At 45.2% G+C, this 20,611-nt stretch carries 22 protein-coding genes; 17 read left to right on the top strand and 5 right to left on the bottom strand.

Translation table 11 applies throughout. From position 1 onward, the window contains the following. Window positions 1–151 precede the first annotated feature (151 nt). From ompR to PSI15_RS09240, 10 genes are all read left to right on the top strand, one after another. Entirely contained in the window at window positions 152–871 is a 720-nt protein-coding gene (gene ompR / locus PSI15_RS09285; protein ID WP_273583290.1) for an osmolarity response regulator transcription factor OmpR, read from the top strand. Further along, complete coding sequence (locus tag PSI15_RS09280; protein ID WP_273583289.1) at window positions 868–1,881, top strand: ATP-binding protein; 1,014 nt, start codon at window positions 868–870, stop codon at window positions 1,879–1,881. Before ompR ends, PSI15_RS09280 begins: the two co-directional genes overlap by 4 nt. Before the next feature lie 178 nt (window positions 1,882–2,059). Then, complete coding sequence (gene pstS, locus PSI15_RS09275) at window positions 2,060–3,109, top strand: phosphate ABC transporter substrate-binding protein PstS (RefSeq protein ID WP_273583288.1); 1,050 nt, start codon at window positions 2,060–2,062, stop codon at window positions 3,107–3,109. Beyond that, a complete protein-coding gene (gene pstC, locus PSI15_RS09270; RefSeq protein WP_273583287.1) occupies window positions 3,106–4,092 on the top strand; it encodes a phosphate ABC transporter permease PstC in 987 nt (328 codons plus the stop codon). The genes pstS and pstC overlap by 4 nt, the downstream gene beginning before the upstream one ends. 58 nt (window positions 4,093–4,150) lie before the next feature. After that, a complete protein-coding gene (pstA, locus tag PSI15_RS09265; RefSeq protein WP_273583297.1) occupies window positions 4,151–5,002 on the top strand; it encodes a phosphate ABC transporter permease PstA in 852 nt (283 codons plus the stop codon). A 60-nt stretch (window positions 5,003–5,062) separates the two neighbouring features. Beyond that, window positions 5,063–5,839, top strand: coding sequence for a phosphate ABC transporter ATP-binding protein PstB (gene pstB / locus PSI15_RS09260; protein WP_273583286.1), 777 nt, complete (start codon window positions 5,063–5,065; stop codon window positions 5,837–5,839). Window positions 5,840–5,905: 66 nt separating this feature from the next. After that, on the top strand, window positions 5,906–6,622 hold the full coding sequence (gene phoU / locus PSI15_RS09255; protein WP_273583285.1) for a phosphate signaling complex protein PhoU: 717 nt from the start codon (window positions 5,906–5,908) through the stop codon (window positions 6,620–6,622). Window positions 6,623–6,735: 113 nt separating this feature from the next. Then, window positions 6,736–7,581 (top strand): ABC transporter substrate-binding protein, encoded by an 846-nt coding sequence (locus PSI15_RS09250; RefSeq protein WP_273583284.1) that lies wholly within the window; start codon window positions 6,736–6,738, stop codon window positions 7,579–7,581. A 123-nt stretch (window positions 7,582–7,704) separates the two neighbouring features. Further along, a complete protein-coding gene (locus PSI15_RS09245; protein ID WP_273583283.1) occupies window positions 7,705–8,442 on the top strand; it encodes an amino acid ABC transporter permease in 738 nt (245 codons plus the stop codon). 1 nt (window position 8,443) lies between these two features. Beyond that, the gene (locus PSI15_RS09240; RefSeq protein WP_273583282.1) at window positions 8,444–9,187 is read left to right on the top strand and encodes an amino acid ABC transporter permease; all 744 of its coding nucleotides are present in this window, start codon (window positions 8,444–8,446) and stop codon (window positions 9,185–9,187) included. Window positions 9,188–9,278: 91 nt separating this feature from the next. Here the strand turns inward: PSI15_RS09240 and PSI15_RS09235 are convergent, their stop codons facing one another. Further along, a complete protein-coding gene (locus PSI15_RS09235; RefSeq protein WP_273583281.1) occupies window positions 9,279–10,760 on the bottom strand; it encodes an MFS transporter in 1,482 nt (493 codons plus the stop codon). Between the two features lie 99 nt (window positions 10,761–10,859). Between PSI15_RS09235 and PSI15_RS09230 the strand changes: the two genes are divergently transcribed. From PSI15_RS09230 to PSI15_RS09215, 4 genes are all read left to right on the top strand, one after another. Next, a complete protein-coding gene (locus PSI15_RS09230) occupies window positions 10,860–11,480 on the top strand; it encodes a TetR/AcrR family transcriptional regulator (RefSeq protein WP_273583280.1) in 621 nt (206 codons plus the stop codon). A 127-nt stretch (window positions 11,481–11,607) separates the two neighbouring features. Further along, window positions 11,608–12,945 (top strand): NCS2 family permease, encoded by a 1,338-nt coding sequence (locus tag PSI15_RS09225; RefSeq protein ID WP_273583279.1) that lies wholly within the window; start codon window positions 11,608–11,610, stop codon window positions 12,943–12,945. 64 nt (window positions 12,946–13,009) lie between these two features. Then, complete coding sequence (locus PSI15_RS09220) at window positions 13,010–13,333, top strand: hypothetical protein (RefSeq protein ID WP_273583278.1); 324 nt, start codon at window positions 13,010–13,012, stop codon at window positions 13,331–13,333. A 53-nt stretch (window positions 13,334–13,386) separates the two neighbouring features. Then, window positions 13,387–13,704 carry a hypothetical protein gene (locus tag PSI15_RS09215; protein WP_273583277.1) on the top strand — a complete coding sequence of 106 codons (318 nt, stop codon included), beginning with the start codon at window positions 13,387–13,389 and terminating at the stop codon, window positions 13,702–13,704. A 15-nt stretch (window positions 13,705–13,719) separates the two neighbouring features. Here the strand turns inward: PSI15_RS09215 and PSI15_RS09210 are convergent, their stop codons facing one another. The 3 genes from PSI15_RS09210 to PSI15_RS09200 form a co-directional block, all read right to left on the bottom strand. Then, entirely contained in the window at window positions 13,720–14,523 is an 804-nt protein-coding gene (locus tag PSI15_RS09210) for a DUF4225 domain-containing protein (protein ID WP_273583276.1), read from the bottom strand. Between the two features lies 1 nt (window position 14,524). Then, a complete protein-coding gene (locus tag PSI15_RS09205) occupies window positions 14,525–15,004 on the bottom strand; it encodes an Hcp family type VI secretion system effector (RefSeq protein ID WP_273583275.1) in 480 nt (159 codons plus the stop codon). Window positions 15,005–15,368: 364 nt separating this feature from the next. After that, window positions 15,369–16,838, bottom strand: a complete 1,470-nt coding sequence (locus tag PSI15_RS09200) for a glycosyltransferase family 39 protein (protein ID WP_273583274.1) — start codon at window positions 16,836–16,838, stop codon at window positions 15,369–15,371. A gap of 148 nt (window positions 16,839–16,986) precedes the next feature. Here PSI15_RS09200 and yihI point away from each other — a divergent pair, with 148 nt between their 5' ends. From yihI to PSI15_RS09185, 3 genes are all read left to right on the top strand, one after another. Next, window positions 16,987–17,514 (top strand): Der GTPase-activating protein YihI, encoded by a 528-nt coding sequence (yihI, locus tag PSI15_RS09195; RefSeq protein WP_045973161.1) that lies wholly within the window; start codon window positions 16,987–16,989, stop codon window positions 17,512–17,514. Window positions 17,515–17,650: 136 nt separating this feature from the next. Beyond that, complete coding sequence (hemN, locus tag PSI15_RS09190) at window positions 17,651–19,024, top strand: oxygen-independent coproporphyrinogen III oxidase (protein ID WP_273583273.1); 1,374 nt, start codon at window positions 17,651–17,653, stop codon at window positions 19,022–19,024. 110 nt (window positions 19,025–19,134) lie between these two features. After that, entirely contained in the window at window positions 19,135–19,290 is a 156-nt protein-coding gene (locus tag PSI15_RS09185) for a hypothetical protein (RefSeq protein ID WP_273583272.1), read from the top strand. A 702-nt stretch (window positions 19,291–19,992) separates the two neighbouring features. On the opposite strand, the gene PSI15_RS09180 is transcribed toward PSI15_RS09185, so the two are convergent. After that, the gene (locus PSI15_RS09180) at window positions 19,993–20,496 is read right to left on the bottom strand and encodes a hypothetical protein (protein WP_273583271.1); all 504 of its coding nucleotides are present in this window, start codon (window positions 20,494–20,496) and stop codon (window positions 19,993–19,995) included. Window positions 20,497–20,611 lie beyond the last annotated feature (115 nt).

The following is a 20,611-nucleotide window of genomic DNA, read 5'->3' as shown; positions in this document are numbered from 1 at the left end:
AATAGGGAGAACAAGGAGAGAAAACCAAAGCATAAGCAATGATTGCTAATGCCATTAGTGGCCTTAAAATACGTGAGGTTAAGTCTCTATTGGAATTATGGGTTTTCTAGTGATGGATGTTGCGGGCATGGAGCATCTTGGGAGCTGAAACATGCAAGAGAGTTATAAGATCCTTGTTGTTGATGATGATATGCGTTTGCGGGCACTATTGGAACGCTATTTATCCGAGCAGGGGTTTCAAGTGCGTAGTGCAGCAAATGCAGAGCAGATGGATCGTTTATTAACCAGAGAATCCATTCAATTGATTGTCCTGGATTTAATGTTGCCAGGCGAAGATGGATTGTCTATCTGTCGAAGGCTGAGAAGTCAGCATCATTCGATCCCAATCATCATGGTATCCGCGAAAGGGGAAGAGGTTGATCGGATTGTGGGGCTTGAAATTGGCGCTGATGATTACCTTGCCAAGCCGTTTAACCCGCGTGAACTGTTGGCACGTATGCGGGCAGTCTTGCGGCGACAGACCAATGAATTGCCGGGAGCGCCGACGCCGGATGATGCGGTGATTAAGTTTGGCAGATTTACACTTGATCTTGGAACACGTGAAATGTTTCATCAAGATGAGTTGTTATCTTTGACCAGTGGGGAATTTTCCGTGCTGAAGGTGTTGGTGACTCACCCCCGTGAACCATTATCACGGGACAAATTAATGAGTTTAGCCAAGGGACGAGAGTACGGGGCGATGGAGCGTTCCATTGATGTTCAAATTTCTCGCTTGCGTCGCCTGATTGAAGAAGAACCTAGCCATCCTCGCTATATCCAGACGGTTTGGGGGTTGGGATACGTTTTTGTTCCTGATGGAAGTAAGGTATGAAAAAGCGCAATGTGAAAAAATGTTGGTTTGCGCTGCGTACGTTGTTTTCTTATGCCCTGTATTTAATACTGGGCAGCTTGCTGTTCAGTGCCCTGGTCACCTTGCTGCTGGTGGTGCCGGAAGCACTTCCTTTTAATGCGGTATTTCCTTATCTCTTTATCAGTGTTTTTGTGGTGGCACTATTCGCATCTGCTGTGTTCTGGCGATATTTCGCTATCCAAAGACAGTCATTGCAGGCGATGCAAAAAGCAGTCACCGACATGGGAAAAGGCACAAAAGTATCACCATTGCCTGAAATGGGCGCTCCCGCCATCCGTTCTGTGAGCAGCGCGCTTAACCAGTTGTCGGTAGAGCTGAAATCACAGGAAAGTGAGCGAGCCGTATTGATGGCGGGCGTGAGCCATGACTTGCGTACTCCGCTTGCCCGTATTCGTCTGGCGATGGAAATGATGGAGGGAAAAGATGATTTTCTGATGGAATCTATCCATCAGGACATTGAAGAGTGCAACGCCATGATTGATCAGTTCATTGTTTATCAGCGGGCGGGACAGGATATGCCGATGACATGTTGTGAATTGAATGGGTTGCTTGGAGAGGTGATTGAGGCAGAACAACGTTGTGCGGCCGATGTCGATATTGAAAATCGCCTGTCTGCGGACTCGATTTTTATTTCAGCCCATCCCTTTTCCATCAAGCGAGTCTTGGTCAATATGTTCACCAATGCCCGACGTTACGGTAATGGATGGATTCGCATCAGTAGTGGCGCAACAGAACACTTTGGCTGGTTTCAGGTTGAGGACAACGGCAGCGGAATGACGCAAGAAGAAGCCGCGGTTTTATTCCAGCCGTTTACGCAGGGTGTTCGGGCAGGCTTGAATAACGGCGTGGGGCTGGGGCTGGCGATCATTCGCCGTATCATCGATAGCCACGCGGGGGATATTCAGGTAGCCAGTAGTGAAAAACAGGGGCTATCCATTCGTGTATCTATTCCATTGAGCGCAAAAAAATAAGTCACTGCTGAAACTGCCCATCATCAACCTGTCATAAAAATGTCATAATTCATACATTTTATTGTCATTGAATTCATCTATTTTTCTTCTCGATCTACTTTTTATTTTAAAAAACAAACTGTCAGTGATATCTGACATTTTTGTAATTGATGATGAGTATCACAGTCGGAGAGAGAGTATGAAATCAATGCGTACCACCGTGGCGAACATCATGGTCACTGTATTTGCCATGACATCCCTGTCTTCACTTGCTGCGACCAGCCTGACGGGAGCCGGTGCAACATTTCCAGCACCGGTCTATACCCAATGGGCGGATTCTTATCAGAAAGAAACCGGAAACAAAATCAATTATCAAGGCATCGGATCTTCGGGCGGCGTCAAACAGATTATTGCCAATACGGTTGATTTTGGTGCCTCTGATGCGCCCCTTTCTGATGAAAAGCTCGTGGCTGATGGCCTGTTCCAATTCCCAACGGTCATTGGGGGGATTGTGCTGGCCGTGAACATTTCCGGTATTAAAGCGGGTCAGTTGATTCTGGATGGTAACACTCTGGGTGATATTTATCTGGGTCATATCAAAAAATGGAATGATCCGGCGATTGCAAAGCTAAATCCAAATCTCAAATTGCCAGATCAAAACATTGCTGTGGTTCGTCGGGCTGACGGATCAGGCACTTCTTACGTCTTCACTCGCTACCTGTCCAAAGTTAATCAAGACTGGAAACAGAAAGTGGGCGCGGGTTCGACCGTCAAATGGCCAACCGGATTGGGCGGCAAAGGCAATGACGGGATTGCGGCCTTTGTCCAGCGTCTGCCCGGCTCGATTGGTTATGTCGAATATGCCTATGCCAAGCAGAATCATCTGGCTTATACCAAACTGGTTTCCGCGGAGGGTAATGTGCTGGCACCTACCGAAGAGAACTTCAGTGCCGCAGCGCAAGGGGCGGATTGGCACCGCAGCTTTGCTCAGGATCTGACAAACCAGAAAGGCGGTAATGCGTGGCCGATTACTTCCACCACCTTTATTCTCATCCACCAACAACCGGCAAATGCGGCGAAGGGTGCCGAGGTGCTGAAATTCTTCGATTGGGCTTACGACAAAGGTAAAAAACAGGCGAAAGATCTGGATTATGCCGCGCTGCCGGAAGAAGTGGTCAGTCAGGTGCGTGCAGCATGGAAGAGCAATATTAAAGACCGCGATGGCAAACCGCTATATAACGCAAAATGAGAATTAAACGTATGGCCGAACGTCAAACGGCAGAACGTAAAACGGTATTGAAAGCACCAGGCAAAAATGGCGATATTATTTTCAGCACGCTGGTCAGATTGGCGGCGTTGCTGACTTTATTGTTGTTGGGCGGTATTATCATTTCGCTGATCATTGCGTCCTGGCCGAGTATACAAGCATTTGGCTTTGCTTTCTTATGGCACAAAGATTGGGATGCACCCGCAGGGGTGTTTGGCGCATTGATACCGATTTATGGCACCTTGATGACGTCACTCATCGCCCTGATCATTGCAGTTCCGGTGAGTTTTGGTATCGCCCTGTTTCTGACGGAATTGGCACCGAACTGGCTGAAACGTCCGTTGGGGGTGGCGATTGAGCTATTGGCGGCGATCCCCAGCATTGTTTACGGCATGTGGGGTTTGTTTGTCTTTGCGCCGCTGTTTGCCACTTATTTTCAGCAACCCGTTGGCGATGCGCTCTCAAGCATTCCCATCGTGGGAGAATTGTTTTCTGGTCCTGCCTTTGGTATTGGCATTCTGGCGGCGGGTGTCATTCTTGCCATCATGATTATCCCCTATATCGCCTCTGTCATGCGTGATGTGTTTGAACAGACCCCCGTGATGATGAAAGAATCTGCCTACGGCATCGGTTGTACAACATGGGAAGTGATTTGGCATATCGTCTTGCCTTATACCAAGAATGGGGTGATTGGTGGCGTTATGTTGGGGCTGGGTCGGGCATTGGGAGAAACCATGGCGGTCACCTTTATTATCGGCAATACCTACCAACTTGACAGTTTGTCGCTGTACATGCCGGGGAACAGCATCACGTCTGCGCTGGCGAATGAATTTGCGGAGGCCGATTCAGGTCTGCATACCGCCGCATTGATGGAACTGGGGCTGATTTTGTTTGTCATCACTTTTATTGTGTTGGCGTTGTCGAGATTGATGATTATGCGTCTGGCAAAAAATGAGGGGCGCTGAGATGACAATCCCCGATAATCAAGCGTCACGTTCAGGCAATACAGTCAGCGCCGTGGACATGAAAAACCGCCTCCGCCGGCAGTCATGGCGTCGCCAGAAAAATCGGCTGGCGTTGATGCTCTCCGTGGCAACAATGGCATTTGGTTTATTCTGGCTGGGCTGGATTTTAATCTCCACCGTTACTAAAGGCATTGATGGGATGTCGCTGGCGTTGTTTACTGACATGACGCCACCACCCAATACCGAGGGCGGCGGGCTGGCAAATGCCATTGTCGGCAGTGGCTTGCTTCTCTTCTGGGCGACAGTGTTTGGAACGCCATTGGGAATTCTGGCGGGCATTTATCTGGCGGAATATGGTCACCGTTCATGGCTGGCAGAAATTATCCGCTTTATTAACGACATCTTGCTTTCAGCCCCTTCGATTGTGGTCGGATTATTTGTCTACACGGTGGTGGTCGTGAGGATGCAACACTTTTCGGGTTGGGCTGGCGTCATGGCACTGGCACTGTTGCAGATCCCCATTGTTATTCGCACCACGGAAAACATGCTGAAACTGGTGCCGGATAGCTTGCGTGAAGCGGCTTATGCACTGGGAACACCGAAATGGAAAATGATCTCGGCCATTACCTTAAAGGCGTCGATATCCGGCATTATGACGGGGGTATTGCTGGCGATTGCCCGTATCGCGGGTGAAACAGCGCCCTTGTTGTTCACTTCTCTTTCCAACCAGTTTTGGAGTACGGATCTTAACCAGCCGATTGCAAACTTACCTGTCACGATTTTCAAGTTTGCCTTAAGTCCATTTTCTGACTGGCAGCAGTTGGCATGGGCGGGAGTATTGCTGATTACGCTGTGTGTATTGTTAATTAACATTGTGGCGCGTGTGCTGTTTGCGAAGAAAAAACACTAATATTTTTTCAAAATTAACAGGCTATTCGTTGATGGAAAGTGATTAAAGAGACAAGTGCTGATGAATAAGGCTAATGACATCGCAGGAAGTAAAATTCAGGTACGTGATCTGAACTTCTATTACGGCAAATTTCATGCGTTGAAAAATATTACGCTGAATATCGCACAAAATAAGGTGACCGCCTTTATCGGGCCATCGGGCTGTGGTAAATCAACGTTACTGCGTACTTTCAACAAAATGTATGAATTGTACGGCGAGCAGCGGGCTGAAGGTGAAATGATTCTGGATGGCACGAATATCCTGACAGACAAACAAGACATTGCCTTGCTGCGTGCCAAAGTTGGGATGGTCTTTCAGAAGCCGACCCCTTTCCCGATGTCCATTTATGACAATATTGCTTTCGGGGTGCGGCTGTTTGAAAAACTGCCCAGAGCTGAGATGGATGAACGTGTCCAATGGGCGTTGACAAAAGCCGCGCTATGGAACGAAACCAAAGACAAATTGCACCAGAGTGGGCATAGCCTTTCCGGTGGTCAGCAGCAGCGTCTGTGCATTGCCCGTGGTATTGCTATCCGTCCAGAGGTTTTGTTGCTGGATGAACCCTGTTCGGCACTTGATCCTATCTCGACAGGGCGCATTGAAGAATTAATCAGCGAATTAAAATCGGAATATACCGTCGTGATCGTCACCCACAACATGCAGCAGGCGGCGCGTTGTTCGGATTACACGGCATTTATGTATCTTGGTGAACTGATTGAATTTAGCGATACCGATAGATTATTTACCACACCGAAGATGAAACAGACTGAAGATTACATTACTGGCCGTTATGGTTGATATCGGGCAGAGACAAGGCATAACGGTACGGGGTATAGGCGGCGCATAAACGGGGTATAACATAATATGGACAATCTGAATCTGAGCAAACACATCTCTGGTCAGTTCACGGCTGAACTGGAACATATTCGTACCGAATTGATGACCATGGGCGGGCTGGTGGAAGAACAGCTCAGTAAAGCCATTCTGGCGATGCACAACCAGGATGAAGTATTGGCACGGCAAGTCATTGAAGATGACCAGAAGGTGAATATGATGGAAGTGGCGGTTGATGAGGCGTGTGTCCGCATCATTGCAAAGCGCCAACCGACGGCCAGTGACCTGCGCTTGATCATGGTGATTTCCAAGACCATTGCTGAACTGGAGCGTATCGGCGATGTTGCCGATAAGATCTGCCAGACCGCGCTTGAAAGATTTTCACATCAACAGCAATCCTTGCTGGTCAGTCTGGAATCACTGGGGCGCCATACGATCCAAATGCTGCATGATGTGTTGGATGCTTTTGCCCGTATGGATCTGGAAGAGGCCATCCGTATCTACCGTGAAGATAAAAAGGTGGATCAGGAATACGAAAGTATTGTCCGCCAGCTCATGACTTACATGATGGAAGATCCCAGAACGATTCCGAGTGTCATGACCGCACTCTTTTGTGCCCGCTCTATTGGGCGCATTGGTGACCGCTGCCAGAATATTTGTGAATTTATCTTCTACTACGTTAAAGGACAGGACTTCCGCCACATTGGCGGTGATCAGCTGGAAAAATTACTGACCCAAAAAGAGTAGTTTATATATTCCAAGAGGGAATAAATATAGTTTTTTATATTATTTCAAGTGCTATAGCGAAATTGATAGCTTTTGTTGGTCTATAAAAAATGAATAACCAACAGGGGTGTACAATGAAGATTGGCAATAAATCTCGCGTCGCGGTGACGGCGCTGCTGACCAGCTTGGCATTAGTTTCAGGGGTGGCAAAAGCAGATAAACTGGATGACATTAAAAAAGCGGGTACGGTGCGCATTGCGGTATTTGACAGTAACCCCCCTTTTGGTTTTATCGATCCCCAAACGAAAAAGCTGGCCGGCTATGATGTGGACATCGCCAATGCGATTGCCAATGATTTAGGCGTGAAACTGGAACTGCGTCCAACGAACCCAGCAAACCGCATCCCTCTGCTCTCTTCCAAAAAAATTGACTTAATTGCTGCTAACTTCACGATTACGGATGAACGCGCAAAACAGGTTAATTTTTCCATTCCATATTTTGCGACCGGCCAGAAATTCATTGCCCGCAAAGGCGTTCTGACCAAGCCGGACGATATTGCCAAACTGCGTATTGGTGCAGATAAGGGCACGGTACAGGAAATTACCCTGCGTGAGCGTTATCCAACCGCAAAAGTGATCTCTTATGATGATACACCGCTGGCATTTGCGGCGCTGAGAAATGGCAATGTTCAGGCGATTACGCAGGATGATGCGAAACTGGTTGGCCTGCTGGCGAATGTCCCCGAAGCCCAGAAAGCCGATTTTGAAATCTCTCCTTTCAGCATTACCCGCGAATATCAGGCAGTAGCCGCTTATAAAGGAGAGCAACGCCTGGTTGATGAGGTTAACCAGACCTTGCTGAAACTGGAAAAAGAGGGTGAAGCTGAAAAAATCTATAACCGTTGGTTTGGCCCAGAAACCAAATCCGCCCAGCCGCGTGGTGATTTTAAATTCGCGCCATTGGAGAGTCAGGCAAAATAGCGAGTCAGGCAAGAGTGTCACTCAGAAAACAAAAACGAATTTAAAAGCAAAGACTGAAATTAGCCCCATCATCCTGGGGCTTTGTTGCTTGTTTATGCGGTGCGTATTTATGCGGTGAATGATATGTTCGAGCAATTTATTACCGAGCGCTTACTGGCGCCTGAATATCTGCAATGGCTTTGGCAGGGGTTTCTGATCACCTTGTGGCTCTCCGCCTGTGCCATTGCCTCCTCGACTTTACTGGGCTTTGTGGTTGCCGCGGCTCGGGATAGCCAACTTAAGCCACTGCGTTGGCTGGTCATGGCTTATACGACCGTATTCCGTAACACGCCTTTGTTAGTGCAACTGTTTTTCTGGTATTTCGCATCTGGGCAAATTCTGCCGCAACAGGCGATGATATGGTTGAATACGCCTCACGACACCCTAATTTTCGGTCTGACACTGGCATGGCCATCCTTTGAATTTTTGGCGGGATTTATCGGCTTGACCCTCTATTCAGCGCCGTTTGTGGCGGAAGAATTACGCGCGGGCATTCAAGGCGTCGGGCGCGGGCAGAAATATGCCGCTCATGCGTTAGGTTTAACGCCCTGGCAGGCCATGCGCCACATTGTATTGCCACAGGCACTGAAAATCGCCATGCCGCCCTTGTTGGGGCAATACATGAACATCGTCAAAAATTCATCATTAACGATGGCAATTGGTGTGGCTGAACTGTCCTATGCTTCTCGTCAGGTAGAAACTCAATCCTTACAAACCTTTGAAGCATTTGGCGTTGCGACGGTACTCTACATCGCCATGATTGCTGTGATGGAAGCCTGGGGACAATGGCGCCAGCAGAGAATATTGGCAAGAGGGTATTGATATGGATTTTACGGTTATTGCAGAAAACTGGCGTTATTTGCTATTAGGCACCTTTCCCGATGGGCCATTGGCAGGGGCAGCATTGACGCTGGTCATCAGCATCATGGCAGGGACTATCTCTATCGTATTGGGCACGTTAGGGGGAATTGCGCTGGCGATGCTGCGGGGCTTTTGGGTCAACCTATTGGCGGCTGTGCTGGGTTTTTTCCGCGCGATTCCGGTGATTATGCTGATTTTCTGGACCTATTTCTTGTTGCCGGTGGTATTAGGGATGGAAATTCCTGAAATGACGACCGTTGTCTGTGCACTGGCATTGATTACTTCGGCGTATTTGGCGCATGGCGTCAAAGCGGGGATTTTGGCGATAGGTGATGGTCAATGGCGGGCTGGGTTATCACTGGGTTTCAATCGTTGGGAAGTGCTGTGGCATATCGTCTTGCCGCAGGCACTGCGCATGATGGTGCCTTCCTTTATCAATCAATGGATTGCCTTAATTAAGGATACGTCATTGGCTTATATCGTCGGCGTGGCAGAATTGTCATTTTTGGCGACCCAAGTCAATAACCGCAGCATGGTTTATCCGATGGAAGTCTTTTTATTCGTTGCGCTGGTTTATTTCGTCATGTGTTTATCACTGGAGTTGATGGCCAATTCTATTGCCCGCCGCTTCTCGGTGAAACGCGAAAAAACTGCAATCTTCAGATTCTGGCGTAAAAAAACGTTGACTGGGGTTCCTCAAAATTAATATCTGGCACCTGGCAGATATTTTCGCTGTTATATTCATTCCCTACTTTGTGCGGTAGGGAATTTTTTTATCATTTACAGGCCAGTGAGAGTTATTGGTGTTGCTTTTTTACGAACCAGGCGAGCATGGCAGAAGTCAACAATAGCAATGTCCCTGCTGCGATCAATACCGACAAGAATGAGTGATTGAAAGCCTGTTGTGCAGCATGGATCAGCGAGAGTGCGGCTTCTCCCTTTAACCCTTCTGCGGCGATAAGTGCCTCATCAATACTGTTTCGCGCTATCTCTGGGATGCCTATATCAGCCGGAAGGGTGAATGAGGCAGAATAGACGGCTACCATCAGGCTGCCGAGCACCGCTATCCCGATTAAACTTCCCAGCTCATAGGCCACTTCCTCGATAGACGCGGCGGTGCCCGCCTTGCTTTCCGGCGCATTAAGCATAATGGCCGTGGAAGCGGCTGTCATTGCTGCGCCAGTGCCAAACCCAATGATGCTTAACGACACCATTTGCACCCACATGCCGGATTGCAAACCGATAAGATAACCAAAAATACCCAGTCCGGCGAGGGCGAGAGAAAGCCACGTGATCCGCCTGGAACCCAGTTTAGGTATGGCAAGTCCGGCCAAGGGGCCGGCAACAAAAGCAGCAACCGGAATAGGTAAGATAGCGAGTCCTGCTTGCAGGGGAGAAAATCCCATCGCAAGTTGGAAGTTTTGGCTGAGGGCGAGTTCTATGCCCACAATAGCGGCGGTGGAAACAAAAGCGGCGATAATTCCTGCCGTGAAGGAGCGATTGCGGAAAAGATGGAAATCGATCATGGGCGTTGATGAACGCTGCTGCCGACGAACAAAAATGATCGTGAAAATAATCCCAATAATGCCCGCTATCGCTGCGGTTTCCAATGACGGGGCTTGTTTACTGATTTCCTTAATTGCATAGGTAATACCGAACAACCCAAGCATAATTTGCCCGGAAGCAATCAGGTCAAAGGAGTGGCTTGGATTGTTCGGGCTTTTGGAAATAACGACCAGAGCAAAGCCAAACGCAACGAGGACAATCGGGACATTGATAAGGAAAACCGAGCCCCACCAGTAATATTCGAGCAGGAACCCGCCGATAACAGGGCCAAGTGCAGCCCCGCCCGAAGCAACGGCAGACCAGATGCCAATGGCAAGCGCCCTTTCGTTGGGATCTTCAAATGCTTGCCGGACTATTGCGAGTGTTGCCGGCATCATCATCGCCGCACCAAAAGCAAGAACCACACGGGCAGCAATCAGAATGGCAGGCGTGGGGGAAAATGCGGCCATCAGCGATGCAGCGCCGAAAATGGCCAGCCCGTGAGTAAACAGTTTCTTTGCCCCAAAACGGTCACTCAATGCCCCCATAGCGGGAAGTAAGCCTGCGATGGTCAACGTATAGGCATTCATGATCCACAGTTTTTCAGAGGCAGAAGCACGCAAATCATGTGTCAGCCGTGGCAAAGCGGTATAGAGAACAGTCATATCAACGACAACTAAGAAAAGTGCACTGGAAATAATAGCGAGTACAAGCCAACGGATATTTGATTTCATAAGCAAATTCACCAATATGGTTCGCGACCTTACCGAATCTTGACTGAATTGTTGGCGAACATTATAAATACATACGTATTTAATGAAAAGGAGGTTCTTATGGGACGACGCAAGAAAATTGATCGAGAAGTTCTGCTGGATGCCGCAGAGCAAATTGTCACAACACATGGCGCTGCGGCTCTCACCATTGATGCACTGGCGAAGGCGGTAGGTATTACCAAAGGTGGAGTACAATACAGTTTTAGCACAAAAGAGGGTCTTATTGATGCGATGTTTGAGCGTTGGGGGGCGAGTTATGACGAACAGTTTCATGAAATGGCCGGAGATAATCCACACCCCCTGACAGCAGTACGTGCACATATTGAAGCGACCAGGCGATCTGATGAAGCATCAACGGCAAAGGCGGCGGGTTTGTTGGCTGCGTTATTACAGACACCTGAACATCTCGAATCAACCCGAATTTGGTATCGACAACGCATAGCAGGTTTGGATACAGCGACGGAAGAGGGTCGGCAGGCGCGTTTGGCGTTTTTAGCGACAGAGGGAGCATTTGTTCTGCGTTTTTTCGGCTTAATGGATGTCACACAGGATGAGTGGGGAGATATCTTAAATGACATTCTGGCTGCCATGCCATCCCCTGATTCTTCTGTAAATACAACATCAGAAGCAGAGAAATCGAATAAAATATCGTCTGACAATGAATGTCCTCAAAAATCATAATGTTATTTAACCTATTGATTACACACACCGCAAACGTTTTCTTTTTTTATCGTTTCAGGGTAACGATTTGTAGGGGTTTCCTGTAGGATAGGCCGAAAACTTCGCTTTTTTGGGGAAACAATATTACATGAGCACAATCACTTCTGGCTCTGCTAATCGTCAGGGCTTGCTTCAGCGTGTGTTTAAATTACAGGAACATGGTACGACGGCGCGTACCGAAATGATCGCCGGGCTGACCACCTTTCTCACGATGGTGTATATCGTCTTTGTTAACCCGCAAATTCTGGCAGTGGCAGGTATGGATATTAAAGCGGTATTTGTCACCACCTGTTTAATCGCCGCTGTTGGCAGCATTATGATGGGATTGGTGGCGAATCTGCCCGTTGCCGTTGCACCTGCGATGGGGTTGAATGCGTTTTTTGCCTTTGTTGTGGTCGGCGCGATGGGCATTTCATGGCAGGTGGCGATGGGAGCGATTTTTTGGGGTGCGGTGGGGTTGTTTATATTGACGCTCTTTCGTATTCGTTACTGGATGATCGCCAATATTCCATTGAGCCTGCGTGTGGGCATTACCAGTGGCATCGGCCTGTTTATTGCGATGATGGGGCTGAAAAATGCCGGCATTATCGTGCCTAATCCCGACACGATTGTCTCAATGGGTAACTTTGCTGCCCATAATGTCCTGTTGGGGGCATTGGGCTTTTTTATCATTGCTATTCTGGCGGCACGTAATTTCCATGCCGCGGTGTTGATTTCGATCATCGTGACAACGGGCATCGGTTGGATGATGGGCTATGTGGAATATCACGGTATTTTTGATCTGCCGCCGAGTGTAATGAGCGTAGTGGGTAATGTCGATATCAAAGGCGCGCTGGATATCGCGCTGGCCGGCGTGATTTTCTCATTTATGCTGGTGAACTTGTTTGATTCTTCCGGCACATTGATTGGTGTGACGGATAAAGCGGGGATTGCTGACAGTAAGGGTAAATTTCCACGCATGAAACAAGCCTTGTACGTGGACAGTATCAGTTCGGTGGCTGGCTCCTATATTGGGACGTCTTCAGTGACCGCCTATATTGAAAGCTCTTCGGGCGTGTCTGTTGGCGGCCGCACGGGTTTGACTGCGATTGTCGTTGGTATCCTGTTCCTGCTGGTGATGTTTATCTCGCCACTGGCAAGCATGGTGCCCGCCTATGCTACAGCGGGAGCTTTGGTTTATGTGGGTGTCCTGATGACATCCAGCCTGACACGGGTGCAATGGCACGATCTGACCGAAGCTGTCCCGGCTTTTATCACCGCCGTGATGATGCCGTTTAGCTTCTCCATTACCGAAGGCATCGCGCTGGGCTTTATCGCCTACTGTGCCATGAAATTGGGCACCGGCAAATGGCGTGAAGTCGGCTCGTGTGTGCTTGTCGTGACGCTACTGTTTGTGCTGAAAATGGTATTTGTGGATGCCCATTAAGCACGATTGAAATAGTGATGAAAAAGCCTGACATCGTGATGCTGTCAGGCTTTGGGAGTAAAAAATGACCAAAGACAATATAGAAGAATTAATGCAAGAAAGTGGCTTTACTGCTAAGGAAATAAAATCATTAACATCCATAAATAAAAAATATAACACTACATTATTAGATGAGATGATTAATCTGGAAAGCCGTTTTTATAGGTTGGTATTTGTTATTCCCTTGTCATTTTTAGTTTTAGCGTTTTTCTTTCTAATAGCTGGTGAAGCCAATATCATAGGGTTTGTTATATCTGTTATTATTTTAATGCCGCCTGCTTTATTTATGCTGTCATTTAGATTATCTTATAGAGCGTTTATATTTATGAGAAGATATAAAAACGAATAAGTGTTATTTATGTAATTATGTGGTGTTTTGATAAAAATCAGAGGTAAATAACTATGGAAAAAACAACCGAAACATTAATGATGGAACATGGTTTTACATTAAGTGAAATAAATAAAATAAAGTCTGCTTCTCAGAGATCTGGTTACGATATAAAAAAAGAAATTTTGATTTTAAGTCATGGTTTTTATGGTGTAGTAATGGCTTTTGTTGTTATTTTACTTTGTTTTCTTGCTATTGTTTTTTTTGTTCCAAACGTTGAATATTTTAGTGTTACATTGACCTTTTTTATTGCTATTTTTATCTTTTTGTTTTTTTGCTCTCCTAAATTAAGGTATAAATCCTTTATGTTTATAAGAAAACATAAAGGATAGGTTTTTCTATATTCTTTATGTTTTATTGTAATTTGGGTCATTGTATATATCATAGGCCGATTTTATCGTAATCCCATCGGCCATTATTTCAAAGCCTAATGCATATCCATGCATAAGCTGGTAACTACGAACATAATCTTGGTTTATATAATGGAATAATCTCCATGCTTCTGGTTTTAATGTGCTTCTGAATAATCCATAACCTGAAAGCATTAAATCAACTCCACCATAAACTAGGCTTCCTGTTTTTCTACTATAACCTAAAAATTCAGCAGCATATTCATATCGTAAATAACCTTTGAAATTAGCATCATTTTCAATAATAGCTCCAAGATTTTCTTGAATGTTACCTATGCCATGAACTATGAGCGCAGCACCGGCTATGTTGCCAACAACTGAAGCTGCTACACTGGCATCTCCTGCGCTCATGATAGTTATTCCTGCACTGATTTGAGTTCCTCCTACAATAATACCAATTCCTTTTAGTATATAATCAGAAAAATCGAGTTTTTTTCTGATTTCAATAGTGGCATATTGTTTGTAAAAATTATATTTTAACAAATTCTCTTGGCGGATTAAATTTTCTGCTTCTGAATTAAGTGCACTTAATGCTTCTTGTTTTAAATCAAAGTATGATGATCCTCTATGCATATCAAGATAGTATTGTGAATATTTTCTTACTTCGTTTAAAAATTGGTTTTTTATATTTTCGTTTCTAATAAATCTAGATGAAGATAAAGCTATTTCATTAAGGCGTCTTGCAGATAATGGTATCTGTGTTGCATAATGATAATCTAATGGTTTTGTTCGGTAAAACATTTTAGTAAACCCTATCATCCCAAATACTGTATCCACTAGTTCCGGCTATATGATGTTGCCACGTTATGCTTTTATACTTTAAGGAAATGATTTCTTGTGGTTGAACATCATTATGGGTTAGCGAGTTAGGGCAAATAATATCGATGTTGTTTATGGTGGCATTTGTGATTTTTATTGTGAAGTAAAGTGCTATGCCACCATTACTTTCAGTTCTGTACACATCAAATATACATTCTAATTCCTCATTGTTTGATATTGCCACTCCTAATAATGGAGTGGATTTATCTAATGGTTTTTTGATTGTAATTGGAAAGTGATTTACATTTTGCTCTCTGGATAATGCGTGGCTTAATTCATAAATATATATTTGGTCTTCATGACCACGTTGATGAAGGTTACCAATTGAATCTTCTGACGAGCAACCAGCAGATATTAAACCTTGTTTTTTTCCTTTGATTGTTAAATAAATAATATTGGCCATTTTATTTTTTCCTTGATTTGTTTTTGTTCGCAATAAAAATACAAGGTAATACACTGATTTGTAAATAATATTTCTCGCCTATAAAGAAAAATTAATTACCTGTTAATGTGTGAATTTTTAGTTGTTTATATTGCGTTATGTGATTTTTGAATGATGATATTTTTACGAATAACGGATGTTGTTTTTATTTTATATGTGGCGATTTTTAATAATGAAGATTAATATTAATTGTTAGTCATGTGATATTTTATATCTGATATATTACACGAATGAAAACAGATGTACGCAAACTCACGATTGAAATCGTGATGAAAAAGCCTGACAGGACAGTTATGTCAGGCTTTGTTATTGGAGTGTAAATCGATTATTGAATCCCCTCCGGTGCCACAAAGCCAATGCAAACCGTGTCCCACTCTGCACTGGGCTGGGCCTGGAAGGCGAACTCTTCTTTATGGCTGAGGACTAAGGATGGCCATTCTGCCAGCGTATGCCGGAAATTTTCCTCCTCACAGCTCTTTCCCCGCTCTCCCACCAACAAGGCACCATATTCCACGATATTGCTCTCTTTGATATGGCGGTTATAGATATTGGGAGGCGCACCATTATCTAATTCCCAAGGTTGGATAGTTTCTGGACGATAGTGACTGTAAAATGTCAGCCATTGGTGCAGATATTCACCGCCAACATAACGTAATGGTGTTGGATACAGCTCGTTCCAACGTTGATCAAGTTGGCTGGCAAAGGTTTTGATTCCCACGAATTTTTGCCCGGCATCTCGGACATTCGCCATCATCACCCCGATGTAACCGATCAACACTAATACAGCAAATACGGTTAATCCCAATAATGTGCTGCGCAAGGATTTGTTGGGAAATACCGTGATCGATCCCACCAACAAGGCCGGCGAAACGACCATAAAAGGTTGTATCCACTCGGTTATGCGTCCGCCCTGATTGAAGGAAAACCAGCCGTAAATAATCAGCAAAGGCAGCAGAAGCACGATATTCGCCAGCGCATTGGATAGCTGCCTGGGCCAGCCAATCCGGCCATCCAGCAGATAAATAATGGCACTGACAATCAGTAACGGGTAGAACACAGAAAGTACCGCGCGGGTGGTACGTAGATTAAACCCTTGCTGAATTTGGGAATCCACCCACTTAAACGCAGCGAAGTCGTTATGCACCAGCCACCAAACGTTCGGTAACACCAGCGCGAACCAGATAACAATGGCGAGATAAAACAGCGGCTGCCGATAGTTGCGGCGTACTTTGGGCACGAACAGAGAGAGCAAAAAGACGGAGCCGACCAGAGCCAGCGAAGAATATTTTCCCATCGTTGCCAGCCCGGTAGTGATGGCGAATGCCAGCCACCATTTAGGATGATCGTCAATGGCACGCAGGAAAAACAGCAATGACCACGGCCAGAGCATGACCAAAAGGTAATTATCGTTATAAGGAATAATATCAAAATTGATGATACCGGATAGATTCAGGGTCAGCATGGCAAGCCATGCCAGTACAACTTTACCCGTCAGCCGAAAAGCCAGATGCCAAACTCCAAGCATACCGATGGCAATGGCAACAAAGTGGGTGAAATACCAATAAAAACTGAGAGAGATAGAGCTGACAGATATAGCGGGGAGCATGACGGCGCCCACTAACCACGGATTTTTGGGCGATCCCCATTCCCCATTCATGCCCCAGTTCAAAGCTTCTACGGCATCATAAGGAACGGTGGGATCGAGAGAGTAGCTTGCTATTATCCACAAAATCGCATAACCCGTGACCCAAAGATACAAGGGCATGCGATAAGAAGAGGTATCAAAAAAGCGCATGGTAGCTGATGATCATATTATTTAAGTTAAAATTACTTAGAATAGTAGCCGAACTTTCAAGGATAAGTGAATGTCATTGGATGTTAAAGGTCGTTTCTGTTAGATTCCGCCGAAAATATCTTGATAAAAATGAGTTGAGCCACAAGCTATGAGTCCGTTAAAGAAGAAATCACCAGTGAAGCCTTCCGCTGGTAAGCAAAAAAGAAAAAGTCGCGCAGAGCTGGATGCAGAAGGGCGCGAGCGTAAACGCCAGAAAAAACGCCGTGGTAATGGTAATGCGACAGGCAGCCGCCAGAGCGGGAATGACAGCAATAAAAAGCGTTCAGTCGCCAAGCAGGAAAAAGATCCCCGTATTGGCAGTAAGGTTTCGGTTCCTCTGATCGTGGGTGAGAAAGCAACGGCAGTGAAACCCGCGGTCAAACCGGCAGCAGAGCAACAGAAACCTCGCCTGTCACCGCAGGAAGAGCTGGCAATGCTGGAAAATGATGAGCGATTGGATGACTTGTTGGCACGTCTTGAGCAGGGTGAAAAACTGTCTCAGGAAGACAACGATTATGTCGATAATATGCTCGACCGCATTGATACCCTGATGGAAAAGTTGGGCATCAATCTGGAAGAAGAGGACAGCGAAGAAGAACGGCAGGAAGATATCATGCAGTTGTTGAAGGGTAAGTAATTCCTTCTCAATAGATTGCCATTGTAAAAGGCGGGTTCATTCTGATAACCACACTATTAGTATGTTATTTATCAGGGTTATTGGGTAAACTGTGGTGGTTGCGTTTTGATGGGCGAAAACAGCGGAAGGAATAAGCATGTCAGAGCAAGCCATTGTTTGGGATCTGCCTTTGATCCAAAAATACAACTCTTCAGGGCCTCGTTATACCTCATATCCGACAGCACTGGAGTTTAACCAACAGTACGATGTGGTTGCTTTTGCACAGGCCGCTGCCCGTTATCCTGATCGCCCGCTTTCCCTTTATCTCCATATCCCGTTCTGCCATAAACTGTGTTATTTCTGTGGTTGCAATAAGCTGGTCACGCGGCAAAAGCACAAAGCTGATGACTATCTGAATACGTTGGAAAAAGAGATTGCTGCCCGTGCTAAATTATTTTCCCGGCGGAAAGTCAGCCAGATGCACTGGGGAGGGGGCACGCCCACTTATCTGGATAAAACGCAGATCAGCCGATTGATGTCGATGCTGCGAAGCCATTTCCATTTTCTGCCCGATGCTGAACTTTCCATTGAAATTGATCCGCGCGAAATTGAACTCGATGTCATTGATCACCTGCGGCATGAAGGTTTTAACCGCCTGAGTATGGGCGTGCAGGATTTCAATAAAGAGGTGCAGCGTTTGGTCAATCGCGAGCAGGATGAAGCGTTTATTTTTGAACTGGTTAATCGCGCCCGTGAAACAGGTTTTACCTCCACCAGCATTGATTTGATTTATGGACTGCCGAAACAGACCCCTGAGAGTTTTGCCTTTACATTGCAGCGCGTGTTGGCATTGTCACCGGATCGCTTGAGTGTCTTCAATTATGCTCACTTACCGAATCTATTTGCGGCGCAGCGCAAGATTAAGGAGCAGGATCTACCCAGTGCGACACAGAAGCTGGATATTTTGCAGGAAACGATTTCGACCCTGACAGGCAACGGTTATCAGTTTATTGGTATGGATCACTTTGCCCGCCCGGATGATGAATTGGCGATTGCCCAGCGGGAAGGCATTTTGCACCGCAATTTTCAGGGATATACCACGCAGGGGGAATGTGATCTGCTGGGTATGGGCGTCTCGGCCATCAGTATGCTGGGGGATAGCTATGCCCAGAACCAGAAAGATCTCAAAACCTACTATGCGGCGGTAGAAGCTCAAGGCCATGCTTTGTGGCGGGGTTTAGCGTTGACACCGGATGATTGCATTCGCCGTGACGTGATCAAGGATTTGATTTGTAACTTCCGGCTGAACTTTGCGGATATTGAGCAACGTTATGGGTTGAATTTTGCGGATTACTTTGCCGAAGACCTGCAACTGTTGGCACCCTTGGCAGAAGATGGGTTGGTTGAAGTGAGCGAGTCTCAGATCCAAGTCTCCCCAAAAGGGCGGCTGCTGATCCGTAATATCTGTATGTGTTTTGATAGTTATCTGCGTAACCAGATGCGCCAGCGGCAGTTTTCGCGGGTGATATAAGAGCTTAATTTTCCATTCAGCCATTTATATAGGTTAACATTCACCAAATAATTGGTTAAAATTAATGCAGTGATTCTCGACTAACTAAGTATGGGGGATTTAATAACCTTATGGCACAGAGACCAGTTGGTGTGTTAGCCAAACCTAAAAAAACATTAAGGCCGATCGGTGTTTTGCTTGGGAAATTATCCGTACCCACAGAAGAAGAGTTTGCTAAATATGATAGTGAAATCCTTTCGATGTTTGAGGGGAGAGATCAGAACTAATGCGCTATTTGTTAGATACTCATATTTTGCTTTGGTATTTGGCTGCCCCCTCTAAGCTGAAAGAAGAGATCAATGAATTACTAAGAGATACAGATAATGAAATTTATTTCAGTGCTGTCAGTATTTAGGAAATCGCAATAAAAAGCCGACTGGATAAAAGTGATTATTTTTTTGAACCGAGAATTATCACCGATGTGGCACAAAATGAAGTAGGCTTTTTACCACTATCAGTAAAAATTGAACATGCTTTCAGTTATTACGAGTTACCAAAAGTAAAACATCGAGATCCTTTTGATCTTATGCTTATGGCCCAAGCAATATGTGAAAGCATGGTATTAGTCACAAACGATGAAGCGATATTAACTCAATTCGTTGATCTCTCAGAGTATTTGCTCAGTAATAGGTAATAGTTTGTAGTAGTATGTTGAACAGATTAGCGGGAACAGGGTTGTGTATATTGCTGCTTTGTACTAGAATTGAGCAGTATTCAGCATGAGCTGCAACTACAGATAGTAGGCTGTTATTTAAGTCATACTTGCTGAAGTAGTGCTGGTATGCCGCCAATGTTAATTGGTCTCTCGACGGGGTTATTTTTTTAACCTGACGGTCACTTGGGATAGCAAAGCGATTTGTGAAGAGGTGCAGCAGTTGAGTTTAGTATGTTTGTGTTAAAGCCCAGCTATTAGCTGGGCTTTAACACATCTATGGTTTAATCAAATAGTTCCAGTCATTTTTCAACATATCTCCTAATATCAACATAAATCTCCGTGATTCCTTTTTTAATTGGGCATTAATAGGCTCATTGTTTCTGTAATGTGCTGTTTCAACATATAAAAATAATTCTTCTTTTTTTACCTTGAGTTTCATGATGATATAGATTCCTCTGTGCGGATTATTCCTATCTTTTTCTTCTAACCTAATTATTTTTCCTTTTAATCTACTTTCTCTGCATATTTTATATGAAATATTTACTATAACCTCTAATAAAATAAAAGTATATTTATACCTCACGTTATCGAAAGTACGATATTCCTTAATTATTCCATTTTCATATTCTGTTATTAAAATTGTACTCTCCTCATCCTCTTGTATGGTTTTGGTATAACAATGATGACTAAATATAACTTTGACTTGTGATTCGCCTTTTACCTTATGCTTTAGACTATCGTTATATTCATATTTAATTTTGATTATCTTTGGTGCCATATGGGAGAGTTCAAATGACTCTTTTGTTTCAGGATGAATATAAGTTCTATTGTAATAGACTTGTTCATTCCACTTATAGGTTTTATGAATAAATAGTATAATCCTCATTCGTTTT

Source organism: Xenorhabdus sp. PR6a, from assembly GCF_028599065.1.
Classification (GTDB): domain Bacteria; phylum Pseudomonadota; class Gammaproteobacteria; order Enterobacterales; family Enterobacteriaceae; genus Xenorhabdus; species Xenorhabdus doucetiae.
Note: the sequence above shows the minus strand (reverse complement) of the source record. Positions and strands in the feature narration are given on the sequence as shown.